The sequence below is a fragment of the Streptomyces sp. NPDC034103 genome (assembly GCF_055575395.1).
This window is the reverse complement of the sequence record NZ_JBVISS010000010.1, coordinates 295,443-319,846: the sequence shown is the minus strand read 5'-3', so window position 1 is coordinate 319,846 and position 24,404 is coordinate 295,443. Positions and strand designations below refer to the sequence as shown.

Here is a 24,404-nt window from a genome sequence, read left to right as displayed (position 1 = left end):
AGCCGTTCACGGCACCGCGTGGGCAGCGGGGCGTCGCCGGTGAACTCCACGGACGGGCAGTCCCTCGCCGCGATGGTCTTCCTCGTCTTCGTCGCCGGATCGCTGTTGCTGTGCGGGCTCGCCGCCGCCGACCTGGACGAGCCCGAGCATTTCTACGCCGGTGGCGGTGCCGCCTTCGGCCCGGTCGGCAGCGGTCTCGCGATCGCGGGCGACTATGTCTCCGCCGCGACCTTGCTCAGCACCACGGGCGCGGTCGCGCTGGACGGCGCCGACGGCCTTCTGTTCGCTACGGCCACCGTGGTGTCGCTGTGGCTCGTGCTGCGGATCCTGGGCGAACGCCTGCGCGGCGAGGGGGTGTTCACCGTCGGTGACTTCGTCGCGGCCCGGCTCGGCGATCCCTCCGCGCGCAAGGCACTGGGAGTGGCCGCTCTGGTCGTGCTGACCCCGTTGCTTCTCGTGCAGCTGTCGACCGCCGGCCACATCGTCGTGGCCATGTTCGGCCTGCCCGAAGCAGCCATCGCGGGTTGCACCATCGGGAGCGGCGTCCTGATGATCAGTTACGCCGCGTTCGGCGGCATGCGAGGCATCGGTTACATACAGATCCTCAAGATCGTCGTGGTGCTGATCGCGGTGCTGCTGCTCGCCGGTCTCGTCCTCGCGCGCCACGGCTGGTCGCCCCCGGCCCTGTTCGAGGCCGCGCGCGATCAGTCGGGGGCGGGAACCGACTACACCGTCCCCGGACTGCACTTCGGGCCCTCACTCGTCGGCCGCCTCGACCTGCTCAGTTTCGCCGTGACCCTGCTGCTCGGCGCTGCCTGTCTGCCGCACCTCACGATGCGTCTGCATCCGTTGCGCGACGCCCGTACGGCGCGCCGCGCCGTCGGGTGGGCGGTGGTTCCGGTGACACTCGTCTGCCTGGGCGTGGCGGTCGCGGGGCTGGGTGCGTGCGCCCTGCTCGGCCGGGACGCGATCCGGGCGGCCGACCCCACCGGGTCGACCGCCCTGCTCATGGTGACCGGCGCGCTCGACCCGTCCGCTGACGGCACCCGGCACAGCATGCTGTTCGCGATCGTCGCCTGCGCGGTCTTCGCGACCACCCTCGCAGCCGTCGCGGGCATCACCCTGGCGGCAGCGGCGGGCCTGGTCAGGGACTTCGCCAACCGCCCCCACCGCGACCGCCGTTCAAGCGGCGAGGTCCGTCGGGCCAGAGCGGGAGTCGTCCTGTTCGGCGCCGCCGCCGTACTGCTCGCCGTCCTGCTGCGGGATCGCGGCACCCTCACACTGATCTCGCTGTCCCTGACGACAGGCGCGTCCGTTCTCGCCCCGGTCCTGCTGTACGCGATGTTCCTGCCCCGGTTCACGGCGGCCGGGGTGCGATGGACCGTGTTCGCGACCCTGCCGCTGATCGTGACCATCATGTGCCTCTCACCAGCGGTTTCCGGCACTCCGACGGCCCTGTTTCCCGACCGCGACTTCCATCTGTTCCCCTTGCAGACACCCGGCCTGCTCACGATCCCCGTCGGATTCCTGCTCGGGCTCCTCGGCAGGGCCCGCACACCCCACACGCGGCCGGCCTGGGGGAGGCGGTCGACAGGGGTGGGGGCGCGGCGCCGAGTGGGCTCGGGTTCGGCCTGACGTGTCGGGGCACCGCCCTGCTGCCCGGGCTGTGCCCCGACCCGTGCCGGTCAGACGCGGCGGCGGGTGAAGCGCTGGTTGGGGTTGCCGCTGTAGGTGTACTGGGCGATGCGGGCGCCGTCGGCGGTCGAGTGCTCCCAGACATCCATCGCCAGGCCGGACTCCCGGTTGACGAGACTGATGACGCCGCCACCGTGGTCGACCACGCGCCACTGCTGGCCGGTGGCGTTGGTGTCGGCCTGTTGGACGATGTCCGCGCCGGTCGAGGTGCCCGTGGGCTGGAGGAACAGGCCACTGTGCAGTGCCTTGACGCGGACGTGGCCGTTACCGGCGTCGATGAACTCGAACTGCTGGTTGGGGCGACCGCTGCTGGTCCGCTGGACGAGTGGTGCGCCGGCGGCGGTGGAGGCCCCGTTGATCTCGGCGGCCTTGCCGCTGTGCTGGGCCAGCAGGGTGTAGAGGCCCGGGCCGCCGGGGGAGTCGCCCAGCTGGGCCTCCCACCTGCTGTTGGACCCGGAGGCGTCAGCCGCGAGGCGGTCCCGTGCGGCGGTGTCGCCGTACATGGTCCAGCGGGCCCAGTCGACGACGGTCCTCGGGAAGCGTTGGTCGCTCCAGAAGCTGGTGTGGCTGCCGCCGACGAAGGTGAGGAACGCCTTGGGCCAGGTGATCTCCGAGTACGCCTGCCGGGCCGAGGAGTACGACGTGGTCGAGTCCCGGTCGCCGTGGACGAACAGGACCTTGGCCGAGACCGAGCTGGACGGGTTGCCCATGTCCACGCAGGACTGGGGGTTGGCGGAGACGATCCGGCTGTCGGGCCAGGAGGTCAGCAGGCCGTGCGTGACCATGCCGCCCAGGGAGTGGCCCGAGACGCCGACGCCGATACCGGTGTTGATGTGCCCGGCCAGCGGTCCGCTCGCGTTGAGCGCGAGGGTGTTGGTGAGGACCTGCGAGACGTCCTTGGAGGTGTTGCCGTTGTTGACGTCGGTGAAGTTGTGGTTGAAGTGCGGGGCGGGGACGATGAAGCCTGCCGAGGCCAGGGCCCTGATGATGAACAGGGAGTTCTGCGGGCTGCTTCCGTAGCCGTGGGTGAAGTTGTAGACGGGGAAGACCCCGGCCGCGACCGGGGCGTCCGTCACCGGACCGCCGCCGGAGGCGCCGGTGGCCGGGTAGTAGACGTACGTGGTGCACGGGCGGCTCCCGCGGGTCCAGTTGTGCCGGCGCACGCCGACCGCGAACGGCGTGGTCGGCGCGGTGTCCAGCGGCCCGGCGGTTGCCGGTGCCTGTCCTGCCCCGAGCAGGGACAGGCCCACGCCCGTCGCTCCGGCCGCGCTCAGGCCGAGGAAGGTTCGTCGTCGCAGCGTCATGGTGGCTCCTTGGGTGCGGGGATGAGTCTGGCGAGGGGTGCGCGGCTGGGCTTGTCGCCGGGTGGAGGCGCGGTGCGGACAGCCGGTCGCTGGTCGAGGCTAGGAGGGGGGCACACCGTGTCCACCGCGTCCGGGAACGACGTCGACGACCGCCGTGACCGATCCTGCGCCGGTCGTCCCGGTGACTGTCACCTCGCCCGGCCTGTCGGTCGCGCCCGGTGGCAACGGCTGCCGGCGGACGGGGACCGTGCTGATCTGGTGGGTGGCGGTGGTGAGCACGCGGAGGGAGGAGGGCAGCTTCGGGGCGGTGCCCACCACGGTGGCGGTGTAGACGGTGTCCTGGAGGACGCGCTCCGCGCGGCTGGCGTTGAAGACGTCGACGGACGCGTGCGGCTCCCACGTGTTCGCCAGTCCGGGCACAGCCCGGAACATCGGCTGGTAGCCGGCCGGCTCCCACACCAGCACACCTGAACCTCGGTTGCCGGCCACGTCGTTGGCGGCCTGGAACACCCTGCGGATCGCGTCCGCCTGCCCCTGAATGGTCCGCGGGTACGGCGAGTTGGGCAACGGCGAGCCGTCGCCGCCCGAGGCGGGGTAGGCGGTTTCCGCGATGTCGATCTCGCCCGACCGGCCTCGGTTCGCGCCCGCCACCGCGTGCTATCGGAGATACGCGGCGAGCGGGAGGTTCTGGCGGCGCACGTCACCGGCGACGAGCCCGGCGATCCGCTGGGCGCCGTAGGTGTCGAAGTGGGTGTGGTCGTTGCAGAAGAAGGTGCCCAGGGGACCGCTGCCTCCGTAGTCGCCGTTGTTCGGGCAGAAGCGCAGACTGTTGTAGAGCGAGACGCTGAGCGTCTGGAGGTCGATGACGGGTGCCCTGGTGGCGGATCCGGCGGCGAAGGTCTCGTTCACGAAGCCGCGGTTCTTGGTCGCCGTGCCGCCGAAGCAGGTGATGGCGGCCACCGGGGGGAGCAGCACCGGGTGCGCGCCCCGGGCCAGGGCGGCCTGCGCCATCATGGTCATCAGCTGCTGGTACCGGGCCCGGCCGACGTGCCGGGGGCAGGTCGAGGACGAGTCGTTGATGCCGAACTGGATGAACAGGTAGTCACCGGCCTTCATCCCGGTGGTCGCGTTCAGCATCGCCTGCCAGCGGGACGAGTACGTGGTGGAGGTGAGGCGGCACTCACCGTCCGAGCCCTTGGTGCTGCTCACGTTCCCCTCGTACAACCAGGTCTGGATGCTGCGGCCTCCGACCGCCTGGTTCTTGACGGTGATGTCGGTGTTGAACAGGGCGTCGAACTGGCTGCCCCAGCCGACCGGGCACCGGCCGGAACTCGGGTTGGCCATGGTGGAGTCACCCGCCAGCCACACGGTGACCGGCGCGGTGGCCGCCCGTGCGGCGGGGGTGTGGGTGGGTGAGGCGCTGGTGCAGTGGGTGGTGACGCGGTCCGCGGCGGATGCGGTGCTGACACCGAGACTCGACAAGGCGATCACGAGCGCGGTCGTGATGACGATCCGTAAGTTCCTCAAGGGTCCCTCCTTGGGACGGGCGCCGGGCGTCGGTCAGCGCAGATGCGCGGCCAGGGGCAGGTGTTGCTCGCGGATGCTCTGGAGCACCAGCCCGCCCATCTGGCTCGCGCCGTACTGCGAGAAGTGGGTGTTGTCCGTGACCCCGTCGACGGACGAGCGCAGGAAGAGCTGTGCGGAGGCGGACGGGCCGAGGGACTCGACCAGCGTCTTGCTCTTGGTGGTCAGATCGATCACCGGCACGTTCTGCGCGGCGCCGACCGAGCGCATCTCGGCGGGCAGATTCACTCCGACGCCGTTGACGTGCAGTGCCGTGGGCGTGAGTCGGCTGCCGTCGAACTGCCGGCGGACCGGCGGGGTCACGAGAACGGGGAGGCCGCCCTTCGCACGGACCTGCGTGATCATGGAGGTGAGGTTGCTTCGGAAGGCTGACGCGCTGGTCTGCTTGTCGTTGTGGCCGAACTGGATGAAGACAGCGTCGTTTGCCCTGACCTTCGCCAGCAGCGCCGGGAAGAGCGCCGAGTTCCTCAGGAAGCTGCCCGAACTCTCGCCGGAGTCCGCGTAGTTGGCGACAGACGCTCCAGGGCCTACCGCCGGCGTGATCATCTGGCCCCAGCCCGTGTGCGGGGCCACGGGCTGGTCGCACACGGTCGAGTCACCGGCCAGGTAGGCGACCAGGGGTTGGGTCGCCGGTTGGACGGAGAGGGCCGACACCTGTGGGTTGGCCCCCGCGAACCGGATGTCCAGACCGGGGTTCCCGGTGCCGCCCTGGCCGGTCGGCTGGCCCTCCGGCTGGCGCACATTGACCGTGAACGAGTACGTGGCGGTGGCGCCGGCGGTGGTCTTCGTCGCCGGAATCATCAGGCGCCGGGCCTCCACCCACATGTCGGTCTCGCCGGCAGCGCCGCCACCGCCGATGGAGACCGTCACGGCGTAGTTGCCGGGGGAGAGCGCATAGTGGCACTTGATCGGTGCGGTGCCGGAACAGCCGGCCGGCAGCGCCCGCGTGGCGGCGCCGGCCGGCGTCGCACCAGTGCTGACCAGCGTCGCGAGGGTCAGTAGCCCCACTGCTCCCAGCCTGGCCCCATGCCCTTCGGAACGTAATGTCATGCCCATTACAATCACCATTCTCGTGCGTCCATCGGCGAGTTGCCCGGGGTGAGGTCCGTGGCCCGTCGCTCAGGCCTGGGTGAAGCCGTTCATGATGACGGAGGGCCGTTTCGTGGCGGAGTCCCAGGCGCCCATGGTGTAACCGGTGAACGGGGACATGCACTCCGGCTCCCAGTAGAAGATGCCCTGCCCACCGCTGGCCTTGAGGGCCCTGATGTAGGCCACCAGCGCGGCCTGGGTGGAGGAGGCGCGGTCCACCCGGCCACCGAACTCGCTCTGCAGGAACGGTTTGCCGTAGGCGTCGGAGATCCTCTTCATGTTCCCCACGATCCCGGCCGCGACATCGGCGCTGCCGTAGGAGGAGAACACCGACATGTCCCACTTGCCGCCGTTCGCGGCGAAGCGACTGAAGAACGTCGTCATCACGTCGTACTTCTGCGGCTGGGCCAGGTGGATGCACACGGTCGAGTTCGGTGACACCACCTTGACCTGATCGTATGCGGCGTTCAGGAGTCCGGTCATCTGTGCCGGACTGGAGACGCTGCCGACCGGGCGGCAGATCCCGCTGTTGATCTCGTTGCCGATCTGCACCCAGGTCGGCAGCACGTCGTTGTTCCTCATGACCGTCATGGTCTGGTTCACGTATGTGCCGATCGCGGTGCGCATCTGGCTGTAGCCCATGTTGCGCCAGGCCGCGGGCGGGTTCTGCACCCCGACGGAGTTCCAGGTGTCGCCGAACATGTAGTCGAGCATGATCGACATGCCGGCGGCCTTGACCCGCTTGGCGAAGGCGGCCACCTCGTTGATGGCGCAGTGCCCGTTGGCCGGGTCGTTGGAAGGGTTGACGAACGTGCGCAGGCGTACGGCGGTGATGCCGTATCCCTTGAGGATGGTCAGCAGGTCCTGGGTCTGCCCGTTGGCGTTCTTCCAGGAGTAGCCGCGCGCCTCCATCTGAGGAGCCCAGCTGATGTCGACGCCCTTGACGAAGCCCGCCGCGGCGTCGGCAGGCGTCTCGAGTTCGGCGAAGGCGACGGCGGTGGCCAGCGCTCCGGCGGTGGCGGTGGTGGCCTTGAGCAGGGTGCGCCGGCTGATGCGTCCGGTGCCTGGTGTGGGGGGTTGCTGGGGCACGGTCGGTCCTTTCCTTCCGTCGGCCTTGGGGGAGACGTCACGGTCGGCGGAGAGCGGGTGGTGAGAGAGGTGTCGAGGAGGGGGCGAATGAGTGGAGCGAGCAACTGGCTGGTGGGCGACGGAAGTTGATGTGGTCCGGTGTGGTCCAGTCGAGGCGTTTCCCTTGGTGCGGCAACAACTGCGTCAGGAGTGCTGATGAGTGGCACGTGTGGCGAGGGTGTGGCCTGGGCGTGCCAGGAACGTTCCCATAGGTCGGATCTGTGAGCGATCACAGGAATGTTGCGACGGAAGTGTGCAATCGCATCAGGCCGAACTTGAGGTGCATCACGCAGCTTCTCGATCGGACACAAAGCTGTCAACCATTGCTCACCAATCCTTGGGGGAACCACTGGGATCTTCTGGACGGGGGCCGCTGCTCCTCGGCTGCGAACGGTCTGGAGCGACGAGATGAAGCCCCAGTTCAAGTGCCCTTCGAGGAGGGATGCGGCAACGTGGAGAGGGTGCACGCCGGGCATCGGGAGGGCTCGCATCCGAACACGCTCGAACAAGAAAAGCCAACAGAATGCTTGACGGGCTATCAGTGGATTCCTACCCTCGCAGCGAATGAGAGCGTTCCCATGCTGGGGTCAGATCGCCGTCTCCGCGATCTTCGCCTCACCCCCCACATCGGAGGTCATCGTGACCGACCCGCACCGGCATCCCCGCATCGCATCGCGTCCATGGCGAATCCAACGCCGGTCGACCAAGCGGCTGTTCGGCGGCTTGACGGCCGCTACCGCACTGGCCCTGACCACACTGACCGGACTGCCACAGACCGCGCAGGCCGCGACCGCGCGGCAGGTGGAACGCCTCGACCGGGGCCTGACCAGCGTCCACACCAGCAACGGGAACCTGGTGTCGTGGCGGTGGCTGGCCACTGACCCGAACGACGTGGCCTTCAACGTCTACCGCGGCGCCACCAAGCTCAACTCCTCACCCCTGACCACCTCGACGAACTACCTGGACGCCGGCGCCCCGGACTCGGCCGACTACACGGTGCGCGCGGTGGTGAACGGCACCGAGCAGGCGCCGTCCGAACACGCGCTCCAGTTCCGCACCGGGTACAAGGACGTGCCGATATCCCCGCCACCCGGGGGCACTTCACCGGGCAACTCGCCGTACACCTACGAGGCCAACGACGCCTCCGTCGGCGACCTCGACGGCGATGGCGCCCTGGACATCGTTCTGAAGTGGCAGCCGACGAACGCCAAGGACAACTCCCAGTCCGGCTACACCGGCAATACGATCGTCGACGGCATCAAGCTCGACGGCACCCGGCTGTGGCGCATCGACCTGGGCCGCAACATCCGCTCCGGCGCGCACTACACCCAGTTCCAGGTCTACGACTACGACGGCGACGGCAAGGCCGAGGTCGCCATGAAGACCTCGGACGGCACGAAGGACGGCACCGGCGCGGTCATCGGCAGTTCCTCGGCCGACCACCGCAACTCCAGCGGGTATGTGCTGTCCGGCCCCGAGTACCTGACGATGTTCAACGGCCAGACCGGCAAGGCGATGCAGTCCGTCGACTACGTCCCAGGCCGAGGCACGGTGTCGTCCTGGGGAGACTCCTACGGCAACCGCGTGGACCGGTTCCTGGCAGGCACCGCGTATCTGGACGGCTCCCGGCCGTCACTGATCACGGCGCGCGGCTACTACACCCGCGCGGTGATCGCGGCCTGGGACTGGCGCAACGGCCAGTTCACCCGCCGCTGGACCTTCGACTCCAACGCCAACAGCGGCTACGCGGGCCAGGGCAACCACCAGCTGTCGGTCGCGGACGTCGACGGGGACGGCAAGGACGAGATCGTCTACGGCGCGATGGCCGTCGACGACAACGGCAACGGCCTGTGGACGACCCGGAACGGCCACGGGGACGCGATGCACGTGGGCGACCTCGACCCGTCCAGGCCGGGTCTGGAGGAGTTCAAGGTCGACGAGGACAGCTCCAAGCCGTCCTCCTGGATGGCGGACGCCAGGACCGGCCAGATCCTCTGGTCCACCCCCTCCGGCGGTGACAACGGCCGGGGCGTGTCCGGTGACATCTGGTCCGGCAGCGCCGGCGCCGAGTCGTGGTCGTCGCTCGTGAGCGGCGTCCGCAACCCCAAGGGCGCGGTGGTCTCCAACCGTAAGCCCGGCTCCAGCAACTTCATGGCGTGGTGGGACGGCGACCCCACGCGCGAACTCCTCGACGGCACCCACATCGACAAGTACGGCACCTCCGGCGACACCCGCCTGCTCACCGGCTCCGGGGTCCACTCCAACAACGGCACCAAGTCGACGCCGTCCCTGTCCGGCGACATCCTCGGCGACTGGCGCGAGGAGGTCATCTGGCCGACGTCCGACAACACGGCCCTGCGGATCTACTCCACGCCGTACCAGAGCACTACGCGGATCACGACCCTCCTCCACGACACCCAGTACCGCACGGCCCTGGCCTGGCAGAACACCGCCTACAACCAGCCCCCGCACCCCAGCTTCTTCATCGGCAGCAACATGGCCACCCCGCCCCGCCCCACGGTCACCGTCCCGAACCACCTGTGAGCTGAATGGCCGACTTCCCTGATGCTTGAGCAAGTTCAGGCATCAGGGAAGCGGCGTTTGTTGAGGCAGCGAACCCGGGCCGGCTGCCTGAGCACCGGCCGCGGGGCATGCGGCCCGGTGGGGGTGTTGGTCATCCACGCCGTGTCCCCGCGATGCCGGCCCGACCGGCATCGCGGGGACAGCCTGCCTGACGCCCTGCTACGTGCCAGACGGAAGGCCCTGGTTGGCTGCGCTGGCACCGACGCCGCTCATGATGCCGTTGATGATGCCCTGTTGGGTCACCGTGAGGGAGCGCCGGTCGAACAGTCCGAACCCGTAGCGACCGGTCGCACCGTTGTCCCAGTAGATGCTGGCGGCCCCGTATTTCTTGGCAGTGGCCGCGACGGCCCGGGCGAAGTCCGCGCGATACCTGTTGTTGGACGAGTCGAACGACGACTTGTCGATCGCGCCGTACTCGCCGACAACCACCGGATACCCCTTCGTGACGAACACGTCGTGCATCGTCTTGAGCTGGGCGTCCAGATAGTCCTCCTGCCCCCAGGTCGACTTCCTCGAAGGATCGGTCGCCCCTCGTCCCCACTGCGTGATGGTGCCGCTCTCCTCGCCGGCGAAGTCCCACGGGCTGTAGTGATGAACGGAGATCATGATCCGCCGCTCACTGGCGGGAATGGAGGAGGAGCGGTACTGGTCGGTCGGGAGCTTGAAGCCGTAATTCCCCGCGGTGTAGTCGATGTTGGTGTTCCACCCGGCCACGAGCAGCCACCGCGAACTGTTGTTTCCGCCCGTTCTCCGCACGGTGTCCACGAAGATCTGGTTGTAGCTGTTGATGTTGGAGTAGCAGGGTTGGGTCGGACGGCCGTACTGCCCGTCGAACTCCTCGTTCATGGACTCCAGGATCAGGCGCTGGTCGTAGTTCTTGAACCTGTTCGCGATCTGCTGCCAGGCCTTCTCGTACTTGGCCTTGATCGTCGTCTGGGAGGACGAGTCGCAGATCAACCAGGAGCCGCTCACGTTCTTGTAGCCGTCACCGTGCATGTTGATCAGCACGTGCAGGCCCCTGTTGTAGGCGTAGTTGACGACCTCCTGGACTCTGTTCAGCCAGGACGCGTTGATCGTGTAGTTCGGGCCGGGGCCTATGTATCCCAGGTAGGAGACGGGAATCCGGATCGTCTTGAACCCTGCCGCCCGCACCTTGTCGATGAGGGCCTGTGTCACGGCCGGCTGGCCCCACGCCGTTTCGCTGGGGTATCCGTTGGTGGTGGCTTCGAGCTGGTTCCCCAGATTCCATCCCGCGCCCATGTCGGCCACGATCTGCGAAGCGCTCGACTGTGCCCCGGTATCGGCCGATGCCTGATGAGCCGCACCGTACACGGACGCGGCAACCGCCATCAGGACGGCAAGGACAATGACTCTGATCTTCCCTGCTGGTGAAGCCATGGGCTTTCCTTTCTGCAGTCTTGGGGGGTGTCGGACCCCCAAGTGGACCTTTCTGCCCGAGCGCGGGCGGTCGGAGCCGCCCGGCTGTTCGGGAGTGTGATGTCCGGGGCCGGGCCTGGCGACGTACACGGTCGGCCGGGCGTCCGCCGACGCGCGTCCGTGGGCGGTCAACGCATCCCGCACGGCCCGGGCGCGGCCCCGCGCTCACGGCGAACGCGCGCTGTCGGGGCCGAGCGTGGCGGTTCCTCAGCTCAGGGCGGATTCTGCGTCCGGCCATGCCGTGAGCAGGCCATGGGTGGTCATGCCGCCCATCGAGTGACCGGAGACACCGACTCCGACCGCCGTGTTGAGGTGGCCGGCCAGCGGGTCGCCGGAGGCGTTGAGGGCGAGGGTCCGGGTGATGACCTCGGAGACGTCCTTGGACTGGTTGCCGTTGTAGACGTCCTGGCCGCTGAGGTTGCCGAAGTGGGGGGCGGGGACGATGAAACCGGCCTCGGCCAGGGGGCGGATGAGCGCCAGGGACTTCTGGGGGCTGCTGCTGAAGCCGTGCATGAACTAGCAGACCGGGAAGACGCCTTGCGCGACAGAGCGTTGACGACCGGGCCGCCACCGGGGGCGCCGGCGGCGGGGTAGTAGACGCACGTGGTCCACCGGCGGCTGGCGACCCCGAGCAGTCCCAGCCCACGGCAGCCGCCGAGCCGGACACCCATCGGCCGCGGCCGGTGTCCGAGGGCATCCCCGTCCAGCCGGAGGCCGCGTCCGACGGCCCTGCCGCGGCTCCAGGCGTACTGGCGCACGCCGACCGCGAACCGCTGGGTCGGAGCTCCCGCCCGCGCGGTGGCATCTGCTTGGCCCGTGCCGAACAGGGGCATGCCCACGCCCGCGGCTCCGGCCGCGCTCAGGGTCAGGAAACTACGCCGTCGCATGGTCATGAGGACTCCTGGTGTGGGGGGTTCGGAGCGCTGCTCGGTCAGGTGCCGGGAGGAGACATCGGCGATGCTGGGGCGGTCGTACCGACCGAGGTGGTGGGGTCGTAGCCGCGGGGGTGGGGTTGCGGCCGCGGAGATGGTCAGGTGGGCGTATCGCGCACGGTGGGGGACGTTCCGGTCCTGCCCATGGCAAGGACCGTGGTGGTGATCGATGCGGCGTTGCCATGCGTGCGGAGACGGGGCGAGCCGATGAACACCTGCCGACCCCGCGGGGGCGTGCCAGAGGGTGCCTCTCCTTCCACTTGGCGTGTGCCGCGCCTCTGGGAGCGTTCCCACGTCGGGTTGCAACAGTCAGAGTCCCGATCGGGTGCCAATCTGTCAATCATCGGCGCCCAACTCTGTTGTCTTCGACGCGCATTCGACAGATCAAGGGGCGGATGGCCCGGTGTGGCGTCTCCCCACACCGTCCGGTCACGCTCGCGACGGGCCCCTCGTCAGGTGTGACCGACGCCCGCACTCATGCCGGCGATCGTATGGGCCTTGATGTCGAGGTGCGGACCTTCGGCGAATCGGGTCACCACGGCGCGGACGTGGTCCTGGGCGGGCTGGAGCAGCCTGTCGTACACCGCGACGCAGACTTCCCGCGCCCGTGACCGCGGCCAGTCGGAAGGCAGCTGCCCGATGGGGAGCAGCGGGTCCAGGATGGGGAAGTGCCGGTAGGCGTGCATGACCTCGGTCCGGGCGCGCACCGCGTCGGCGCCGGTGACATCGTTGGCGCTGATGCGCGCGAGCAAGCCGCTCCAACGGCTGATGAAGGCGTGGTAGTGGTCGGCGATACCGGTCAGGTCCCACGCCTGGACCGGGTTGCGGTCGACCTCCGTGTCCAGTTCCTCCTGCCGCGCGCGGAACACGGTCACCGCTCCCCGCGCCAGCTCGGCCACCTCGATCCGCCCCTTGGGGGTCAGGGGGTGCGGCGACACCCAGAGCGCGTCGTACAGCGGCGCGAATCCGCGCCAGCGCAACGCGGTGCGCAACGCCCGCCGCCGCGTGCTCTCCTGTTCCGGGACGGAGAAGGCGATCAGTGTCCACCGTCCGTCCCAGGCGTCGGGTTGGGTGGTGAAAGTGGCGATCGAACTGGCGCCGCTCCACAGGTCGGCGGCGGCCTGCGACGTCAGCCGGTATGAGCTGTACCGCCCTTGCCGGCTGCCTTCCAGTACCCCACGGCGCATCAGCCTGCTGATCGTCGTACGGGCGGCACCCGCGCTCACGTGGAACTCGCCGAGCAGCGCCACGATCGCCGCCGACGGCAACCACGCCCGCACGGGGAACGTGTAGTCGGCGATCAACGTCACTGCGAGTCCCTGCGGTGAGAGGGTGCTCTGCCAGCCGGGTGACCGCACGGGGTCGGCGGCGCCGTCACCCTCGTCCGAGAAGATCTCCTCGAGATGGGACAGGTTCGGCAAGGTCGGCTCCGACGCGGTGGACAGGGTCGGCCTCACTTTAACGGCTGGGAAAACGTCGGGTGGAGATCCGCCGGGATTGCTCCACCCGGAGGGACGTCCGCGCACCGGCGAAGGCGCACGGACAGCGTCCAGGTACGCAACACAGGTGTCCTGGAGGGCACTTGGAGGGGTGGTAGTGAACCGTGCCCGGTCAGGTCACGGTGTTCCGCAACCCCGGGGCGAAGTCCGTCCGCATTTGATCGACCGGCGCGCGGTGGCAGCGGGGGAGTGGGCTCGGCACCCCAGTCTCGCGCTGCGTCTCGCGCTCCCGCGGCTGGGAGTCCGTCCAGAGGGCGGGGCCGACGGAGTGCTACGGCCTCAGCGAAGTCGGCAACGAATGGGAAGGGCTTGGCCTTGCATGGTCGGCGGGCGGATCGGTCACCGCCTCGCGTCACCAGCACGGTGGGATCCGCGTTCCCGGCAAGCGCGGTGCGGCGATCTCGCCGTCGAGCGGGCCGGGGACGGGCGCCCGCGCAAGCCGCGCAAGCGGCCAAGGCTGTGAAGGCTGCGAAGGCGCCCGCCTGCGCGGCGCGGTCCGGCGGCCCAGGCCGCTCTCCGTCACATACCGATCCGCGCCGCGATGATCGGTGCCAGCCGGTCCGCGATGGCGCGGTGCCCCTGGTCGTTGGGGTGGACCGAGTCCGACAGGTCGCCCGAACCCAGCCAGCCGGTGGTGTCGACGAAGGAGACCCGGGAGTCGCCACCGTCGGCGGCCGCCTTGACCGCCGCCTGGGTCTGCGGGACGTAACGCCCGCGGAAGGTCTCGAGTGCGAAGATCCACGCCTGCGGGTACGCGGCGCGGACCTTACGCAGCAGGCTGGTGTACGCCGTCTGGAACTGCGCGGAACTCACCCCGTGGCCCACGTCGTTGGTGCCGAGGTTGATGACGACCGCGTTCGCCTGGTAGCGGGCGAAGTCCCAGTCGGGCGTGGCCGCGTTCGGGTTGAGCTTGGTGAACTGCCGCTCCAGACCGACGCATCCGTCCGCCGCGGCGACCAGACAGGCGCCGCCCTGGGCGATCTGGGTGTGCTCGGTGCCGAGCCGTTCCCCGATCAGCCAGCCGTACGCGGTGCGGGCGTTCTGCGACGACGTTGTCCCCACCGTGATCGAGTCGCCGACGAACTCGATCAGCTTGCCGGGCGCCGGCGGTGCATACGTCGTGGCGCCGCTGTCGAGGACCAGTCCCTGAAAGACGGCGTCGCCCCGGTAGGAACCGGCGACCACCTGGTAGTTGACCTGGAGGGTGTGGTTGCCGGCGGACAGCGGGGAGGGCGTCAGGTTCACCGTCCCCTTGACGTCGTCGTAGAACTTCACCGGGCCGTTGTCGATCCTCGCCCAGAAGTCGATCGTCCCGCGCTGCTTGAGCTGGACGGTCCGGCCGGTGAAGCCGACCCGGTAATAGGCGCCCGCCCAGTACGGGGTGTAGGCGGTGGAGGTCCTGGTGTCCCAGCGGCCCACGAACTTGATGTTCGGGTCGCCGGGTTGGCCGGGAGCCGCCGCCAGGGTGGACGCGGGGTTGCCGAGCCGGGCGGCGATGACGGGGGCGAGACGGTTCGCGAACTTGGTGTGGCCCGCCTCGTTGGGATGCCCGTTGCCGTCCTCGTAGTCGGTGCCGTCGGTCAGCCAGCCCGTGGTGTCCACGTAATGCACCCTGCTGTCACCGGCGTTGGCGCGGGCGGTGACAGCCGCCTTGGTCTCGGTGACGTAGCGCTTCTTGAGCGTCTGCACGGCGAAGAGGCGAGCGTTGGGGTAGGTGGCGCGCAGGTCGGCGAGGAACTTGGTGTACGCCGACTGGAAGGCGGCGCCGGTCACGCCGTGGCCGATGTCGTTGGTGCCCAGGTTGATGACGACGGCGTCCGCCCGGTAGCGGGAGAAGTCCCAGTTCTGGGTGCCGGTGCTCGCCGTCCTGAAGAACTGTGTGCTCAGGCCCGTGCATCCGGACTGGGCGACGAGGCAGTAGCCGGAGCGGGCGATCTGGGTGTGGCGCGCCCCCAGTTGCTCGCCAGCCTTCCAGGCGTACGAGTCGAGTGCCAGCCGGTCCGTGAGCGCGCCGGCGGTGATGGAGTCGCCGACGAACTCGATTAGCCGGGACGGGGTGTTCGGCGTCACCGTGCGCGCACCGGCGTCCAGCACCAGGCCCTGGAAGACGGTGTCGCCGGAGCGGTACGAGATGCGCAGGGTGTGGGTGCCGGGGGACAGCGGTCGGGGAGTGAGGTTCACCGTGCCGCGCACGCCCGCGTGGAAGACGTCGGGGCCGCCGTCGATGCTGGCGTACAGGTTGACCGCGTCTCTCGCCTTGACCTTCACCGTGGTGCCGGTGAAGGCCGTCTGCAGATAGGCGCCGGTCCAGGAGGGCACCGCCGCCGTGCCTGCGCTGGTGTCCCAGCGCCCGACGTAGACGATGTTGGGGTCGGAGACCGAGCCGTCGCCCGGCGCGGCCTGGGCGGGGGAGCTCCCCGTCCAGGACAGCAGACAGGCGACGAGAACGGCCGCGACGAGCGCGGGGAGGGTATGGGCGAGGCGGCGTAAAGAGGTGACGTGGGGGGTGGTGTGGGGGGTTGTCTGCACGGGGATCCCTTTCGGCGTGGGGTGGGAGCGTTCCCAGAAGCAGCCTCTTGAGAGAAGCAATGAAACGGTTCAGCGTCAAGGGTTCGCGTGAGGCAGGCAATTCACCGATAGGCGAGGGGAGTTGCTCGAGTCGTCTCCGCCGATCAGGGCTTGGCGGGATGGTGGCGCGCCTGCAGTGCACTGCACTGCATTGCGTTGCTGTTAGGCGTGATTGCCGGCCAGCCGTTCAGCACGCGGAGTGGGGGCGGCGGCTGATCCGGTGGCCGTCGCCGTGGAGTCAAAGGCGGGTTCGGGGCTACTCGGCGGGTATGACTGCTGGAGACGCCCGGGCCGCGCCGCGAGGTGGCCAAGGTCTTGTCGCCGCTGACCGTGGCGGACGAACAACTGCGGCTGGGCTTCGATACTCGGGGAGTCCGTCGCCTCGGTGACCGGCAGGCTGGCCCTCGCAGCCTGACCGAATCCGGCCAACCCACCTCTTGAACTGACGATCTTCGCGCGGCGGACCGGCCGCGGGGCCGGCGGGGCCGGCGAAAGGGAGGACAGATGTCGGTCGACCTCGTCGGCTTCCTAGGCGTAGTGCTGGTGGCGTATGTGGTCCCCGGCCCAGACTTCCTCGTGGTGGTGAGATCGGCCGGCGAGAATCCCGCCAAGGGGCGGGCCGCGGCGCTGGGCGCGCAGACCGGACTGTGCGTGCACATGGTCGCCGCCGCGGTCGGACTGTCCCTGATCGCCGCCCGATCACCGGCGGTCTACGACACCATCAAGCTGCTGGGCGCGGCCTACCTCGTCTATCTCGGGGTCCGGGCTGTGCTGGCCGCGCGACGGGCCGCCCGTGAGCGTGCCGCCGGGTCAGAAGAGCCGGTCACCGGTCTGGCAGACGGCGTTCCTTCGCGGGCTTCGGCCGACAACGGTCGGGTCCCTGGCGAGTGGCGATCGGGCTTCACCCAGGGCTTCTTCACCAATGTTCTGAACCCCAAGGCCGCCCTGTTCTTCCTCAGCATCTTGCCGCAGTTCGTCAACGGCGGCGGCTCCGCGTCGCGGCAGATCTTTCTTCTCGGCACCCTGGACATCGTCCTCGGGGTCGCCTACTGGTTCATCGTTGTCGCGGTCACCGCGCGGCTACGGGCCTTCCTGGCCCGCCCGAAGGTTCGTCACCGCTGGGAGCTGACCACCGGCTGGCTCTTCATCGGCATAGGCCTGGGTGTCGCCGTGACAGCCTGACAGCGCTACTCCCGGTCCCGGTCCCGGTCCCGGTCCCGGTATCGGACCTTCTCCGGGAGCCGGGCAGGGCCGGCGGCGCATACGTAGGCCGCGGTGGTTCCTCCCGCATACCGATGCCGAACGGGGCGTAGGGCGCCGCATGTCACGTACGTCGGATCAGCCGTGGTCTATCAGTCATGCGGGGGCTGATCGTGCGTGGGTGGCGGAATGCCCGGCGGCCGCCTGCGCACCCTGCTGGGCCGGGACCTGTTCGGACCGAGTTCGGCCCAGGCGCGCCGCGTGTTTCTGGAGGCGGTCAACGGCCCGTTCCGGCCGGAGGAGGAGTCGGCCCTCCTTGGGCCCGGTCGCGACTTGCGGCGGGTCGGCGCCAGGGGCCCCCACGTGTCCGGCTGCCGACCGCACGTGCGGAACCTGCCTGTCCGGTAAGCGACTGTCACCCACCGTGACGGCCTCCTGGTTCAGCTGAGGGAAGCGCCGCGTCCCGTCAGCGGGTGGAGCGGATGCTGCCGGGAGCCGGGAGGGCTGGCGTTGCGGGCCGCCGGGCCGTGCCGCCGGTGGTGCCGCAGGGGTTCAGGCGGCGTCCTGCGCCGTGAGGGCCCCGTTCAGGGTGGGGTAGAGCGGGAGGACGGCGTCCAGTCCGACGATGCGCAGGAGGTCCAGCACGCGCGCCGGAGTGTGGGCCAGGCGCAACCAGCCGCCTTCGGCACGGGCGGCGTTGTTCGCGGCGACGAGGACGTTGATGCCGCTGGAGTCCATGAAGGTGACGTCGCAGAAGTCGACGACCGTGCAGCGGGTGGACCCGTCGTCCGCGGTGAGGGCCTGGCGGAAGATGTCGGCTGTCGTGTGGTCGATCTCGCCGACCAGGGCGAGGACGTGCACGCCGTCAGTGGTGGTGTGCCGGGTGACGGTCAAGTGGGCCTGTCGCATACCGTCTCCTGTCCCTCGTAGGCGGACTCGCCGCTACGAGGCCACTGCCCACGCAAACGCATGCCGCCCTACGATGTCAACTGTCCCACGGTCGGACGGGCCTGAAGAGGCTCGGACGGGGCAGATGCCAGGCGCTGTGGTGCAATGGGCGGGCACAGGATGAATATCGTGTGCTGATCATGTGAGGCGGGCGGGTGCATGGGGCAAACCGCGGGGGATGAGGGACGAACGGCCAAGGATCGCGATCTGCTGTCGGCGTCGGCCGCTTTTGACGGCGACTCCTCCTGCATCAGCGCCGCGCGTCATCTGGCCACCGGCTTCCTCGCCGAGGTGCAGGCCGTTCACGGGCTGCCGGTGTCCGAGCGGGCGATGGGGATGACGGAGTTGGTGGTCAGTGAGCTGGTCACCAACGCGGTGAAGTACGCGCCGGGGCCGGTCATACTCGACCTGCAGATCAGCCAGGGCTCGGTCCGGGTGTCGGTGTGGGACAGCGATCCGGTCCTGCCGGACGTCGCGGCCACCGATCCGGAGCGGGTCGGGCGGCACGGGTTGGAGATCACTCTCGCCGTCAGCCAGGGCTATGAGGTCCACCGTGAACCGGTCGGCAAACGCATCACGGCGCTGATCGCGCTGGCCGACGACCCCGGCGGGAGCATCGCCGGCCGCACCGCGCCGTAGAGCCCGAGCGGCCGACAAGCACGACCTGCTGGATCCGGGGTATGTGCGCGCGAGGGTGCCACCCCCGTCTGTACAGGTAGGTCTCGAATGCCGTCGGTCGTCGGACTACTGGAACAGCACGAGCCCGTTGCTCGGCGCCGGGTCGGCGGCCTGCGTGAGGAGGCCGACCGGAGAGCCGTTCAGGAGGCCCTCCCCGCATGCGCCGAGTACCCGACGATCAGCCGATCGAGACGGCAGTTCGATCACCAAGGCCCCAGAGCATCACGACAAAAGCTACTTACGCGTCGGGGTGCTTCGGCAGGGCGAGCCAGTCCGACCAGGAGGTCTCGCGGCCGAGGAAGCGCGGCTGCTCGAACGGCCAGTCGGCGGCGATCCACTGCGGCACCAGCTCGTTGAGGGCCTGCTCGACCTCGCTGCCCACCAGCTCGTCGACCACCCACCAGGAGATCTCACCGTCCGCGCCGACTCTCTCCGGTGGATCGATGTAGACGCAGCCGAGCAGAGCTGTCTCCGCCGCGTCGAACAGCGCGTAGTTGAACGACTGATGTGCGGCGATCTCCTTCTCGTGCCGCAACAGGTCGGCCTGGTCGGCCTCGTAGGTCATGGTGGCCGCGGGCCAGCCCCAGGCTGGGCCGAAGATGGTCCACAGCCGCTCGCGCGAACCCATCACAGCCGGATAGTCGAGCGGGGTGTCCGACTCCCGGATCGGCCGCAGGTGATGACCACCGCCCGGCAGCGGTACCAGGACGGGATGGACGAAGTCCTCGGGGAGCCAGCTCATAGCGCCCGACCGTAGCAGCGCGCAGCCGTCCGTTCGGCTGGAATTTCCCCGTAGACCGCCAGGCCCTGCTCTCATCCGGGGCAGTGCCCGCGATCACCCGATGGAGACTCCCGCTCGATCGACCGACTCCATGATCAGTCACCTCACCCTCAGCCCTGACCCCAATCGTCTCGACCAGGAATCACTGCGCTGCGCCGGCACCAGCTCGCTCCCTCCCGCTACCCGGCGATCCGGTTCCGGGCCGCCGATGAGTTTGGGTGTGCCGGACGGTCCAAGTCGGCACACCTACTGAGGAGAGAGCCCGATGGGCAAGACGAGCGTGCATCCGATGACTCACATCGCCCGCCGCATGCACGAGCTCCTGGAGCCGATCTGCCTGGTCACCTACTTCGCTGACGAGTGCAATGAGGAACTGGCCGCGCTCGGGCACCGCACTTACTGGGACGGCTATTTCGCCAGCAGGGCCGCACCGCTGGGGCGGGTACCGGCGGAGGTCGTGCACGCCGCTTTCTACAACTTCGCGGACGGGGAAGCCGCACGGCACATTCCCAGCGCCTGGGAGACCATCCCACCCGAGGCGTCCGTCGCCGCACGGGAGCGGGGCAGCGCGGCCTCCCTGCGGCGGATCCTGGGCGAGGAGCTGGCTGATTCCCCAGGCCTGGTGCGCGCCGCTGACCTGACCACCAAGGCCGCGACGAGCGCCCCCATGGAAGGCCGGATGATGTACGCCGGGATGCGCACCCTTGCCGTGCCGAGCGACGCCGTCGCCCGCCTGTGGCACTCCGCGACCATGCTGCGCGAGCACCGCGGTGACGGGCACGTCGCCGCTCTCCTCGGGGCGCGCATCGGCGGCACGGCAGCTCATGTCCTGTCCGCCCTGGAGATGGGCATCCACCCGCCGGAGTCGTTCGGGCGCATCCATCACCTACCGAAGGAGCGGCTGGCCGCGGTCATGGACGACTTGCGCGAGCGCGGGCTTGTCGACGCCGATGGTCGCTTCACCGACGCCGGTCGCGAGACCAAGCGACGCATCGAGGCTCTGACCGACGAACTCGCCGCCCCGCCCTACGACGCCCTGACTCCCGCCGAACTCGACGAACTGATCACCGAGCTGGAACCCATTACCGCGGCCCTGGTGGCCGAACGCTCGCAGTGAGGCGCGCTCGCCCGGGGCCCGGGCCGAGGCCCGTGCGCGATTGCCGAGTTGCTGCGTCGGGGTGAGCTCACGGCCGGGCGCGTGTTTGAGGGGTGTCGTCACCCGCGAGCCGATTCCGACGTCGGCGAGTACCGGGACGGCAGCTGCCGCCCGACGCGATGGCGCTGCCGGCCGACCGCTGCTTTCTGGGGCCGGGGCGTGACGTAAGAGGTAAGAGGCCCAGTGCAGGTCAGCTCCGCGCCCCCGGCCCGGTTTCGTCCGAGCGAGTGCGGTTGCTGTGCCAGTCCAGTATCAGGACTGTGGCGTCGTCCCTGAGATTGCCGTGGCAGGCGTCGAGTACCGCGGTGGTCAGACTCTGGACGGCTTCTCGCGGATGTAGCGCACGGGTCTCGTGCACGATCGATGCCAGGTCGACGGACGCGGCACCACGCTCCTGCATTCCGTCGGTGAGCAGGACCAGGCGGTCCCCGGGAAGCAGTTGCAGCTGCTGCAGACGGTAGGACGTGGGCGCCGCCACGCCGAAGGGCAGATTGACGGCGAGTTTCACCTCTTCAACGGCGTTGTCACGCAGTCGGAACGGCCGGGGGTGACCGGCGTTGACCAGTTCACACAGACCTGTGTCGAGGTCGACGCAGAACAGTTGCCCGGTGGCCAGGCCTCGGCTGTGACTCAACAGAGCCTGGTGGGCGTGGCTGGCTTGCTTGAGGGCGTCACAGCCGCTGCGGCGCGCCCGCCGCAAAGCGCCCACCAGCAAGGTGGCCAGGAGCGCGGAATTCGTGTCGTGGCCCATGGCGTCGGTGATGGACAGGTGCAGGGTGTCGCGGTCGAGGGTGTAGTCGTAGGTGTCGCCACCGATGTCATCGGCTGGGACCAGCCCGGCGGCGAGGGTGAACTGGGCCGCCTCGCAGCAGGACGCCGAGGGAAGCAGCTGGTGCTGGATCTCCGCGGCCAGGCTGGTGTCCGTGGTGCGCCGGCCCAGGTGGTAGAGATCGGTGAAACGGCGGTCCGTGACGATGATGTAGGCGAGCGCGTGGGCCGCGTCGCGGACCTGTCTGAGCACGGTGTCGTCGGCGGATTGGAGGGTCACCTCCAACACCCCGAGGCAGTCACCGCGGTTGGTGACCGGCGTGATGACACGCCGTCCACCCTGTTCGTCCGCTTCCACATGCTGACGCTGGTTCCGCAGAACGGTGTCGTAGACGCTGCCCTGCAGATCGATCGGACGGGCACGGTCCACGCCGGCTTCCGTCGCGGCGAGCCGTACCAGCCGCTGGCCGATGAGATCGACGAACAGGAACGACACAGCCTCCGCACCGAACCGCTTCTGCAGATCGTGCGCCACCACGTCGACGGACTCACCGGGCGGCGCCGCTTCCGCTGCGGCCAGCAGCTCGCCCAGTTCAAGGTCTCCACCCTTCACGACAACCTCCATTCGGCTGTCGCCACTTCTTCCCCGAGTCGTCGCTACCTCACCTGTGAGCTGCGTCCTGCCTGGTCAAGGCAGAGAACGACGCGCCCGACGCCCGTTCGAAGGCGGCCGCGGACCAGCTGATCGCTCGGCGCGAGGTGTACCTGTGGGAGAAGGCGTAACCGGCAAGTTTCCCCGGCCAGCGGTCGCCTACGGGGCGCCGTCGAGGACCTGGCGCAGTCGATGCGCGAACTCGTCCGGCTTCCCCCGATGTCCGAACTCGCCATCGCAGAACCCGCCGTGATGGCTAGGGAAGACGGTCACCTGCTGCCCGAGCAGTTCGGCGGTTGCGAGGGAGGTTCGTCCGGTCAGGACGCCTTCGGACTCCTCGCCCACGGCGATCACGATACGGGTGGGCGCAGCGGTGAGCGCGTCGACATCCGGCTGGTAGCTGCTGATCGCCCAAGACCGGTCGGACAGCAGCGGATCGTCACGGGAGCCGTCGTCTTCCGTGGGCATCCCGAACGCGGCGGGATCGGCTTGCGGTTGTGCGAAGTACGCGTCGGTGAACTCGCCTTTCCACGAGGCCATGGCCACGAACGCAGCCATCCCGGCCCCCCACCCGCGCTGCTCGTAGGCCTCCCGGACTCCGGCCCGTGCCCGTACGGCCGCCGGGCCGTCCGGTGTGAGGGTGATGAGTGGCGGTTCGTGCGCGACCAGGGTGGTTACGTCTGCGGGATACGCCGCCACGAGCGCGAGCGCGGTGACCGCTCCGCCGCTGCTGGCGAACATCTCGACAGGTCCGGCACCGAGCGCCTCGACGACGGCGTGCACGTCGTCGGCCTGGGGCTGGGGCGTATGGTCGATCCGCCCGTCCTTGCGGGTGCTGCGCCCGAGCCCGCGCGGGTCGTAGGTGATCACGGTCCGCTCGGGGAAGCGTGCGGCGAGCGCGGCGAAGCCGGCAGCGTCCATGGGCTGCCCGATCATGAACAGCGGCGGGCGCCCGTCTGCGGTCGGCAGCGGCCCACGAACGTCATAGACGAGGTCCGCACCGGCTGTCTTGAGCGTATGAGTGTCCATGGTGGTGCAGACCCTCCTCGCCTCGAAAACTAATCGGTCCGGCGGGCGCCGCTCAACGGTCCGGCGGACCTGTCACTCGGGTCAGACAAACCACGACGAGTGGCCCCGCACCGCGCTGCGAGTAAGGGCGGGTGATGCGCCCCAGCGGGGCGCCGGGGATGGTGTGCTCGATGCGCCAGAACGCACACGTGGCAGGCAGGCCTGCGCGGTCTCACATCCGGGATCGCAGCACGTCGACCTCACAGCCCGGCGCGAAGGGGTCGAAGCCCTGCTCGATCAGCGCGCGCACTGCCAGCAGGCTTCGCAACGACGACCACGCGCGGATCACGCCGAGGTCGATGTCGATGTCGGTGCCGTACCCGGCGAGGACGTCGTCGAGGCGCTCCTCGTGTCCGAGTGTGAAGGTGGCCAGGTCGTACAAGGCATCTCCCTGGCCCGCCTCGGACCAGTCGATGATGCCGGTGACCTCGTCGCCGTCGACGAAGACGTGCGCGATCTGCAGGTCGCCGTGTGTGAACGCCGGAGTCCACGGCCGCAGCGCAGCCTCGGCGACCTGGCGGTTGCGGGTGACCAGGTCGGCTGGCAGGACGCCGTTCGTCACCAGCCACTCGCACTCGTCGGCGAGCTCCTTCGCCCGCTCGTCGATGCCCCGGCCGGCCCGTCCAGGCCAGGGCGGCAGCGGTGCGTCGTGCAGCGTCCGGATGGCGACACCCGCCGCGGCCCACGCTGCCGGCGCCCCGGTCGCCGGCCCGCCGAGGCGCCCGAGCGTCGTGCCCGGGAGCGCGGCGGTCGCGAGCACGGGCGGCTTGCGCCACAGGATCTCCGGGGTCGGAACCGGCGCGAGGGACATCGCCTCGACCTCGACGTCGATGCGCGCCTGATCGGCGTCCACCTTCAGGAACACGTCACCGACGCGCAGAGTCGCGCGCTCGGAATGGGCGACGACGACTTTGACCTCATCCATGGGCGGCCAGTATCCCGGGCCTGATCGCCGACGTCGCCGGATTCATCGCATCCGATGACGCGGCTGACCGCGTCCCGGTGATCTTTGCCAACGTCATCGAACTGGATGAGCAGGCAGAACCGGTCCACGAGAAACACGCGGAGCGCCGGGCTGCCGCCTGGCTCTACCGTCAACGTGGGCGAAGACCAAGCCCTCCCGCACCCGGACGGATCCGAACGTACGAGTCAAGGGTGGCGGCCACTCGTTCGGCAGGTCAGGGCCCTTTGGCGCTGTCAGACTCCAAGAGGAAATGCGCCGGTGGGGCGTGGATGCGGCGGGAGCAGCGAGGCAGGGTGGGTGTGACCGAGCGTGGTACGGGCGGTCGTGCCGCTGCGGACGGGGTGGGGCTGGGCATGAGGGACCACGGTGT

The 24,404-nt window shown here is 69.3% G+C and carries 19 protein-coding genes and 1 pseudogene; 6 read left to right on the top strand and 14 right to left on the bottom strand.

Translation table 11 applies throughout. The features are described from left to right. Nucleotides 1-39 precede the first annotated feature (39 nt). Nucleotides 40-1,635 (top strand): sodium/solute symporter, encoded by a 1,596-nt coding sequence (locus ACZ56U_RS23915; RefSeq protein WP_469086020.1) that lies wholly within the window; start codon nucleotides 40-42, stop codon nucleotides 1,633-1,635. A gap of 50 nt (nucleotides 1,636-1,685) precedes the next feature. Here the strand turns inward: ACZ56U_RS23915 and ACZ56U_RS23910 are convergent, their stop codons facing one another. The 5 genes from ACZ56U_RS23910 to ACZ56U_RS23890 all read right to left on the bottom strand — a co-directional run bounded on the left by ACZ56U_RS23910 (nucleotide 1,686) and on the right by ACZ56U_RS23890 (nucleotide 6,761). Then, nucleotides 1,686-2,999 (bottom strand): RICIN domain-containing protein, encoded by a 1,314-nt coding sequence (locus tag ACZ56U_RS23910; RefSeq protein WP_469086019.1) that lies wholly within the window; start codon nucleotides 2,997-2,999, stop codon nucleotides 1,686-1,688. Between the two features lie 99 nt (nucleotides 3,000-3,098). Then, on the bottom strand, nucleotides 3,099-3,650 hold the full coding sequence (locus ACZ56U_RS23905; protein ID WP_469086018.1) for a glycosyl hydrolase 53 family protein: 552 nt from the start codon (nucleotides 3,648-3,650) through the stop codon (nucleotides 3,099-3,101). Between the two features lie 6 nt (nucleotides 3,651-3,656). After that, the gene (locus tag ACZ56U_RS23900) at nucleotides 3,657-4,526 is read right to left on the bottom strand and encodes an SGNH/GDSL hydrolase family protein (protein WP_469086017.1); all 870 of its coding nucleotides are present in this window, start codon (nucleotides 4,524-4,526) and stop codon (nucleotides 3,657-3,659) included. 33 nt (nucleotides 4,527-4,559) lie between these two features. Further along, complete coding sequence (locus tag ACZ56U_RS23895; RefSeq protein WP_469086016.1) at nucleotides 4,560-5,591, bottom strand: rhamnogalacturonan acetylesterase; 1,032 nt, start codon at nucleotides 5,589-5,591, stop codon at nucleotides 4,560-4,562. A 111-nt stretch (nucleotides 5,592-5,702) separates the two neighbouring features. After that, on the bottom strand, nucleotides 5,703-6,761 hold the full coding sequence (locus ACZ56U_RS23890) for a glycosyl hydrolase 53 family protein (protein ID WP_469086015.1): 1,059 nt from the start codon (nucleotides 6,759-6,761) through the stop codon (nucleotides 5,703-5,705). 603 nt (nucleotides 6,762-7,364) lie between these two features. Between ACZ56U_RS23890 and ACZ56U_RS23885 the strand changes: the two genes are divergently transcribed. Further along, nucleotides 7,365-9,344, top strand: coding sequence for a rhamnogalacturonan lyase (locus tag ACZ56U_RS23885; RefSeq protein ID WP_469086014.1), 1,980 nt, complete (start codon nucleotides 7,365-7,367; stop codon nucleotides 9,342-9,344). A gap of 198 nt (nucleotides 9,345-9,542) precedes the next feature. Here ACZ56U_RS23885 and ACZ56U_RS23880 read toward each other — a convergent pair whose 3' ends face one another. The 4 genes from ACZ56U_RS23880 to ACZ56U_RS23865 form a co-directional block, all read right to left on the bottom strand. Beyond that, nucleotides 9,543-10,781, bottom strand: coding sequence for a glycoside hydrolase family 5 protein (locus ACZ56U_RS23880; RefSeq protein ID WP_469086013.1), 1,239 nt, complete (start codon nucleotides 10,779-10,781; stop codon nucleotides 9,543-9,545). A gap of 246 nt (nucleotides 10,782-11,027) precedes the next feature. Next, nucleotides 11,028-11,333 (bottom strand): hypothetical protein, encoded by a 306-nt coding sequence (locus ACZ56U_RS23875; RefSeq protein ID WP_469086012.1) that lies wholly within the window; start codon nucleotides 11,331-11,333, stop codon nucleotides 11,028-11,030. 871 nt (nucleotides 11,334-12,204) lie between these two features. Continuing rightward, nucleotides 12,205-13,173 (bottom strand): PaaX family transcriptional regulator, encoded by a 969-nt coding sequence (locus ACZ56U_RS23870; RefSeq protein ID WP_469086011.1) that lies wholly within the window; start codon nucleotides 13,171-13,173, stop codon nucleotides 12,205-12,207. A 597-nt stretch (nucleotides 13,174-13,770) separates the two neighbouring features. Further along, the gene (locus ACZ56U_RS23865; RefSeq protein WP_469086010.1) at nucleotides 13,771-15,780 is read right to left on the bottom strand and encodes a GDSL-type esterase/lipase family protein; all 2,010 of its coding nucleotides are present in this window, start codon (nucleotides 15,778-15,780) and stop codon (nucleotides 13,771-13,773) included. 543 nt (nucleotides 15,781-16,323) lie between these two features. On the opposite strand from ACZ56U_RS23865, the gene ACZ56U_RS23860 reads away from it, so the two are divergent. Then, nucleotides 16,324-17,001: a LysE family translocator gene (locus ACZ56U_RS23860; RefSeq protein WP_469086009.1), complete on the top strand. Its 678-nt coding sequence runs from the start codon at nucleotides 16,324-16,326 to the stop codon at nucleotides 16,999-17,001. A gap of 570 nt (nucleotides 17,002-17,571) precedes the next feature. Here ACZ56U_RS23860 and ACZ56U_RS23855 read toward each other — a convergent pair. Next, a complete protein-coding gene (locus tag ACZ56U_RS23855; RefSeq protein WP_469086008.1) occupies nucleotides 17,572-17,928 on the bottom strand; it encodes an STAS domain-containing protein in 357 nt (118 codons plus the stop codon). Nucleotides 17,929-18,126: 198 nt separating this feature from the next. On the opposite strand from ACZ56U_RS23855, the gene ACZ56U_RS23850 reads away from it, so the two are divergent. Further along, complete coding sequence (locus ACZ56U_RS23850; protein WP_469086007.1) at nucleotides 18,127-18,606, top strand: ATP-binding protein; 480 nt, start codon at nucleotides 18,127-18,129, stop codon at nucleotides 18,604-18,606. A gap of 277 nt (nucleotides 18,607-18,883) precedes the next feature. Here ACZ56U_RS23850 and ACZ56U_RS23845 read toward each other — a convergent pair whose 3' ends face one another. After that, nucleotides 18,884-19,387 carry a GNAT family N-acetyltransferase gene (locus ACZ56U_RS23845; RefSeq protein WP_469086006.1) on the bottom strand — a complete coding sequence of 168 codons (504 nt, stop codon included), beginning with the start codon at nucleotides 19,385-19,387 and terminating at the stop codon, nucleotides 18,884-18,886. Between the two features lie 304 nt (nucleotides 19,388-19,691). Between ACZ56U_RS23845 and ACZ56U_RS23840 the strand changes: the two genes are divergently transcribed. Next, entirely contained in the window at nucleotides 19,692-20,543 is an 852-nt protein-coding gene (locus tag ACZ56U_RS23840) for an SCO6745 family protein (RefSeq protein ID WP_469086005.1), read from the top strand. Between the two features lie 229 nt (nucleotides 20,544-20,772). Here the strand turns inward: ACZ56U_RS23840 and ACZ56U_RS23835 are convergent, their stop codons facing one another. The 3 genes from ACZ56U_RS23835 to ACZ56U_RS23825 all read right to left on the bottom strand — a co-directional run bounded on the left by ACZ56U_RS23835 (nucleotide 20,773) and on the right by ACZ56U_RS23825 (nucleotide 23,995). Continuing rightward, on the bottom strand, nucleotides 20,773-21,975 hold the full coding sequence (locus ACZ56U_RS23835; protein WP_469086004.1) for a PP2C family protein-serine/threonine phosphatase: 1,203 nt from the start codon (nucleotides 21,973-21,975) through the stop codon (nucleotides 20,773-20,775). Between the two features lie 186 nt (nucleotides 21,976-22,161). Continuing rightward, the gene (locus ACZ56U_RS23830) at nucleotides 22,162-23,031 is read right to left on the bottom strand and encodes an alpha/beta fold hydrolase (protein WP_469086003.1); all 870 of its coding nucleotides are present in this window, start codon (nucleotides 23,029-23,031) and stop codon (nucleotides 22,162-22,164) included. Between the two features lie 211 nt (nucleotides 23,032-23,242). Beyond that, a complete protein-coding gene (locus tag ACZ56U_RS23825) occupies nucleotides 23,243-23,995 on the bottom strand; it encodes a phosphotransferase family protein (protein WP_469086002.1) in 753 nt (250 codons plus the stop codon). Between the two features lie 11 nt (nucleotides 23,996-24,006). Between ACZ56U_RS23825 and ACZ56U_RS23820 the strand changes: the two are divergent. Beyond that, nucleotides 24,007-24,153: pseudogene (locus tag ACZ56U_RS23820) on the top strand (DUF7677 family protein); the annotation flags it as partial. Between the last annotated feature and the right edge of the window lie 251 nt (nucleotides 24,154-24,404).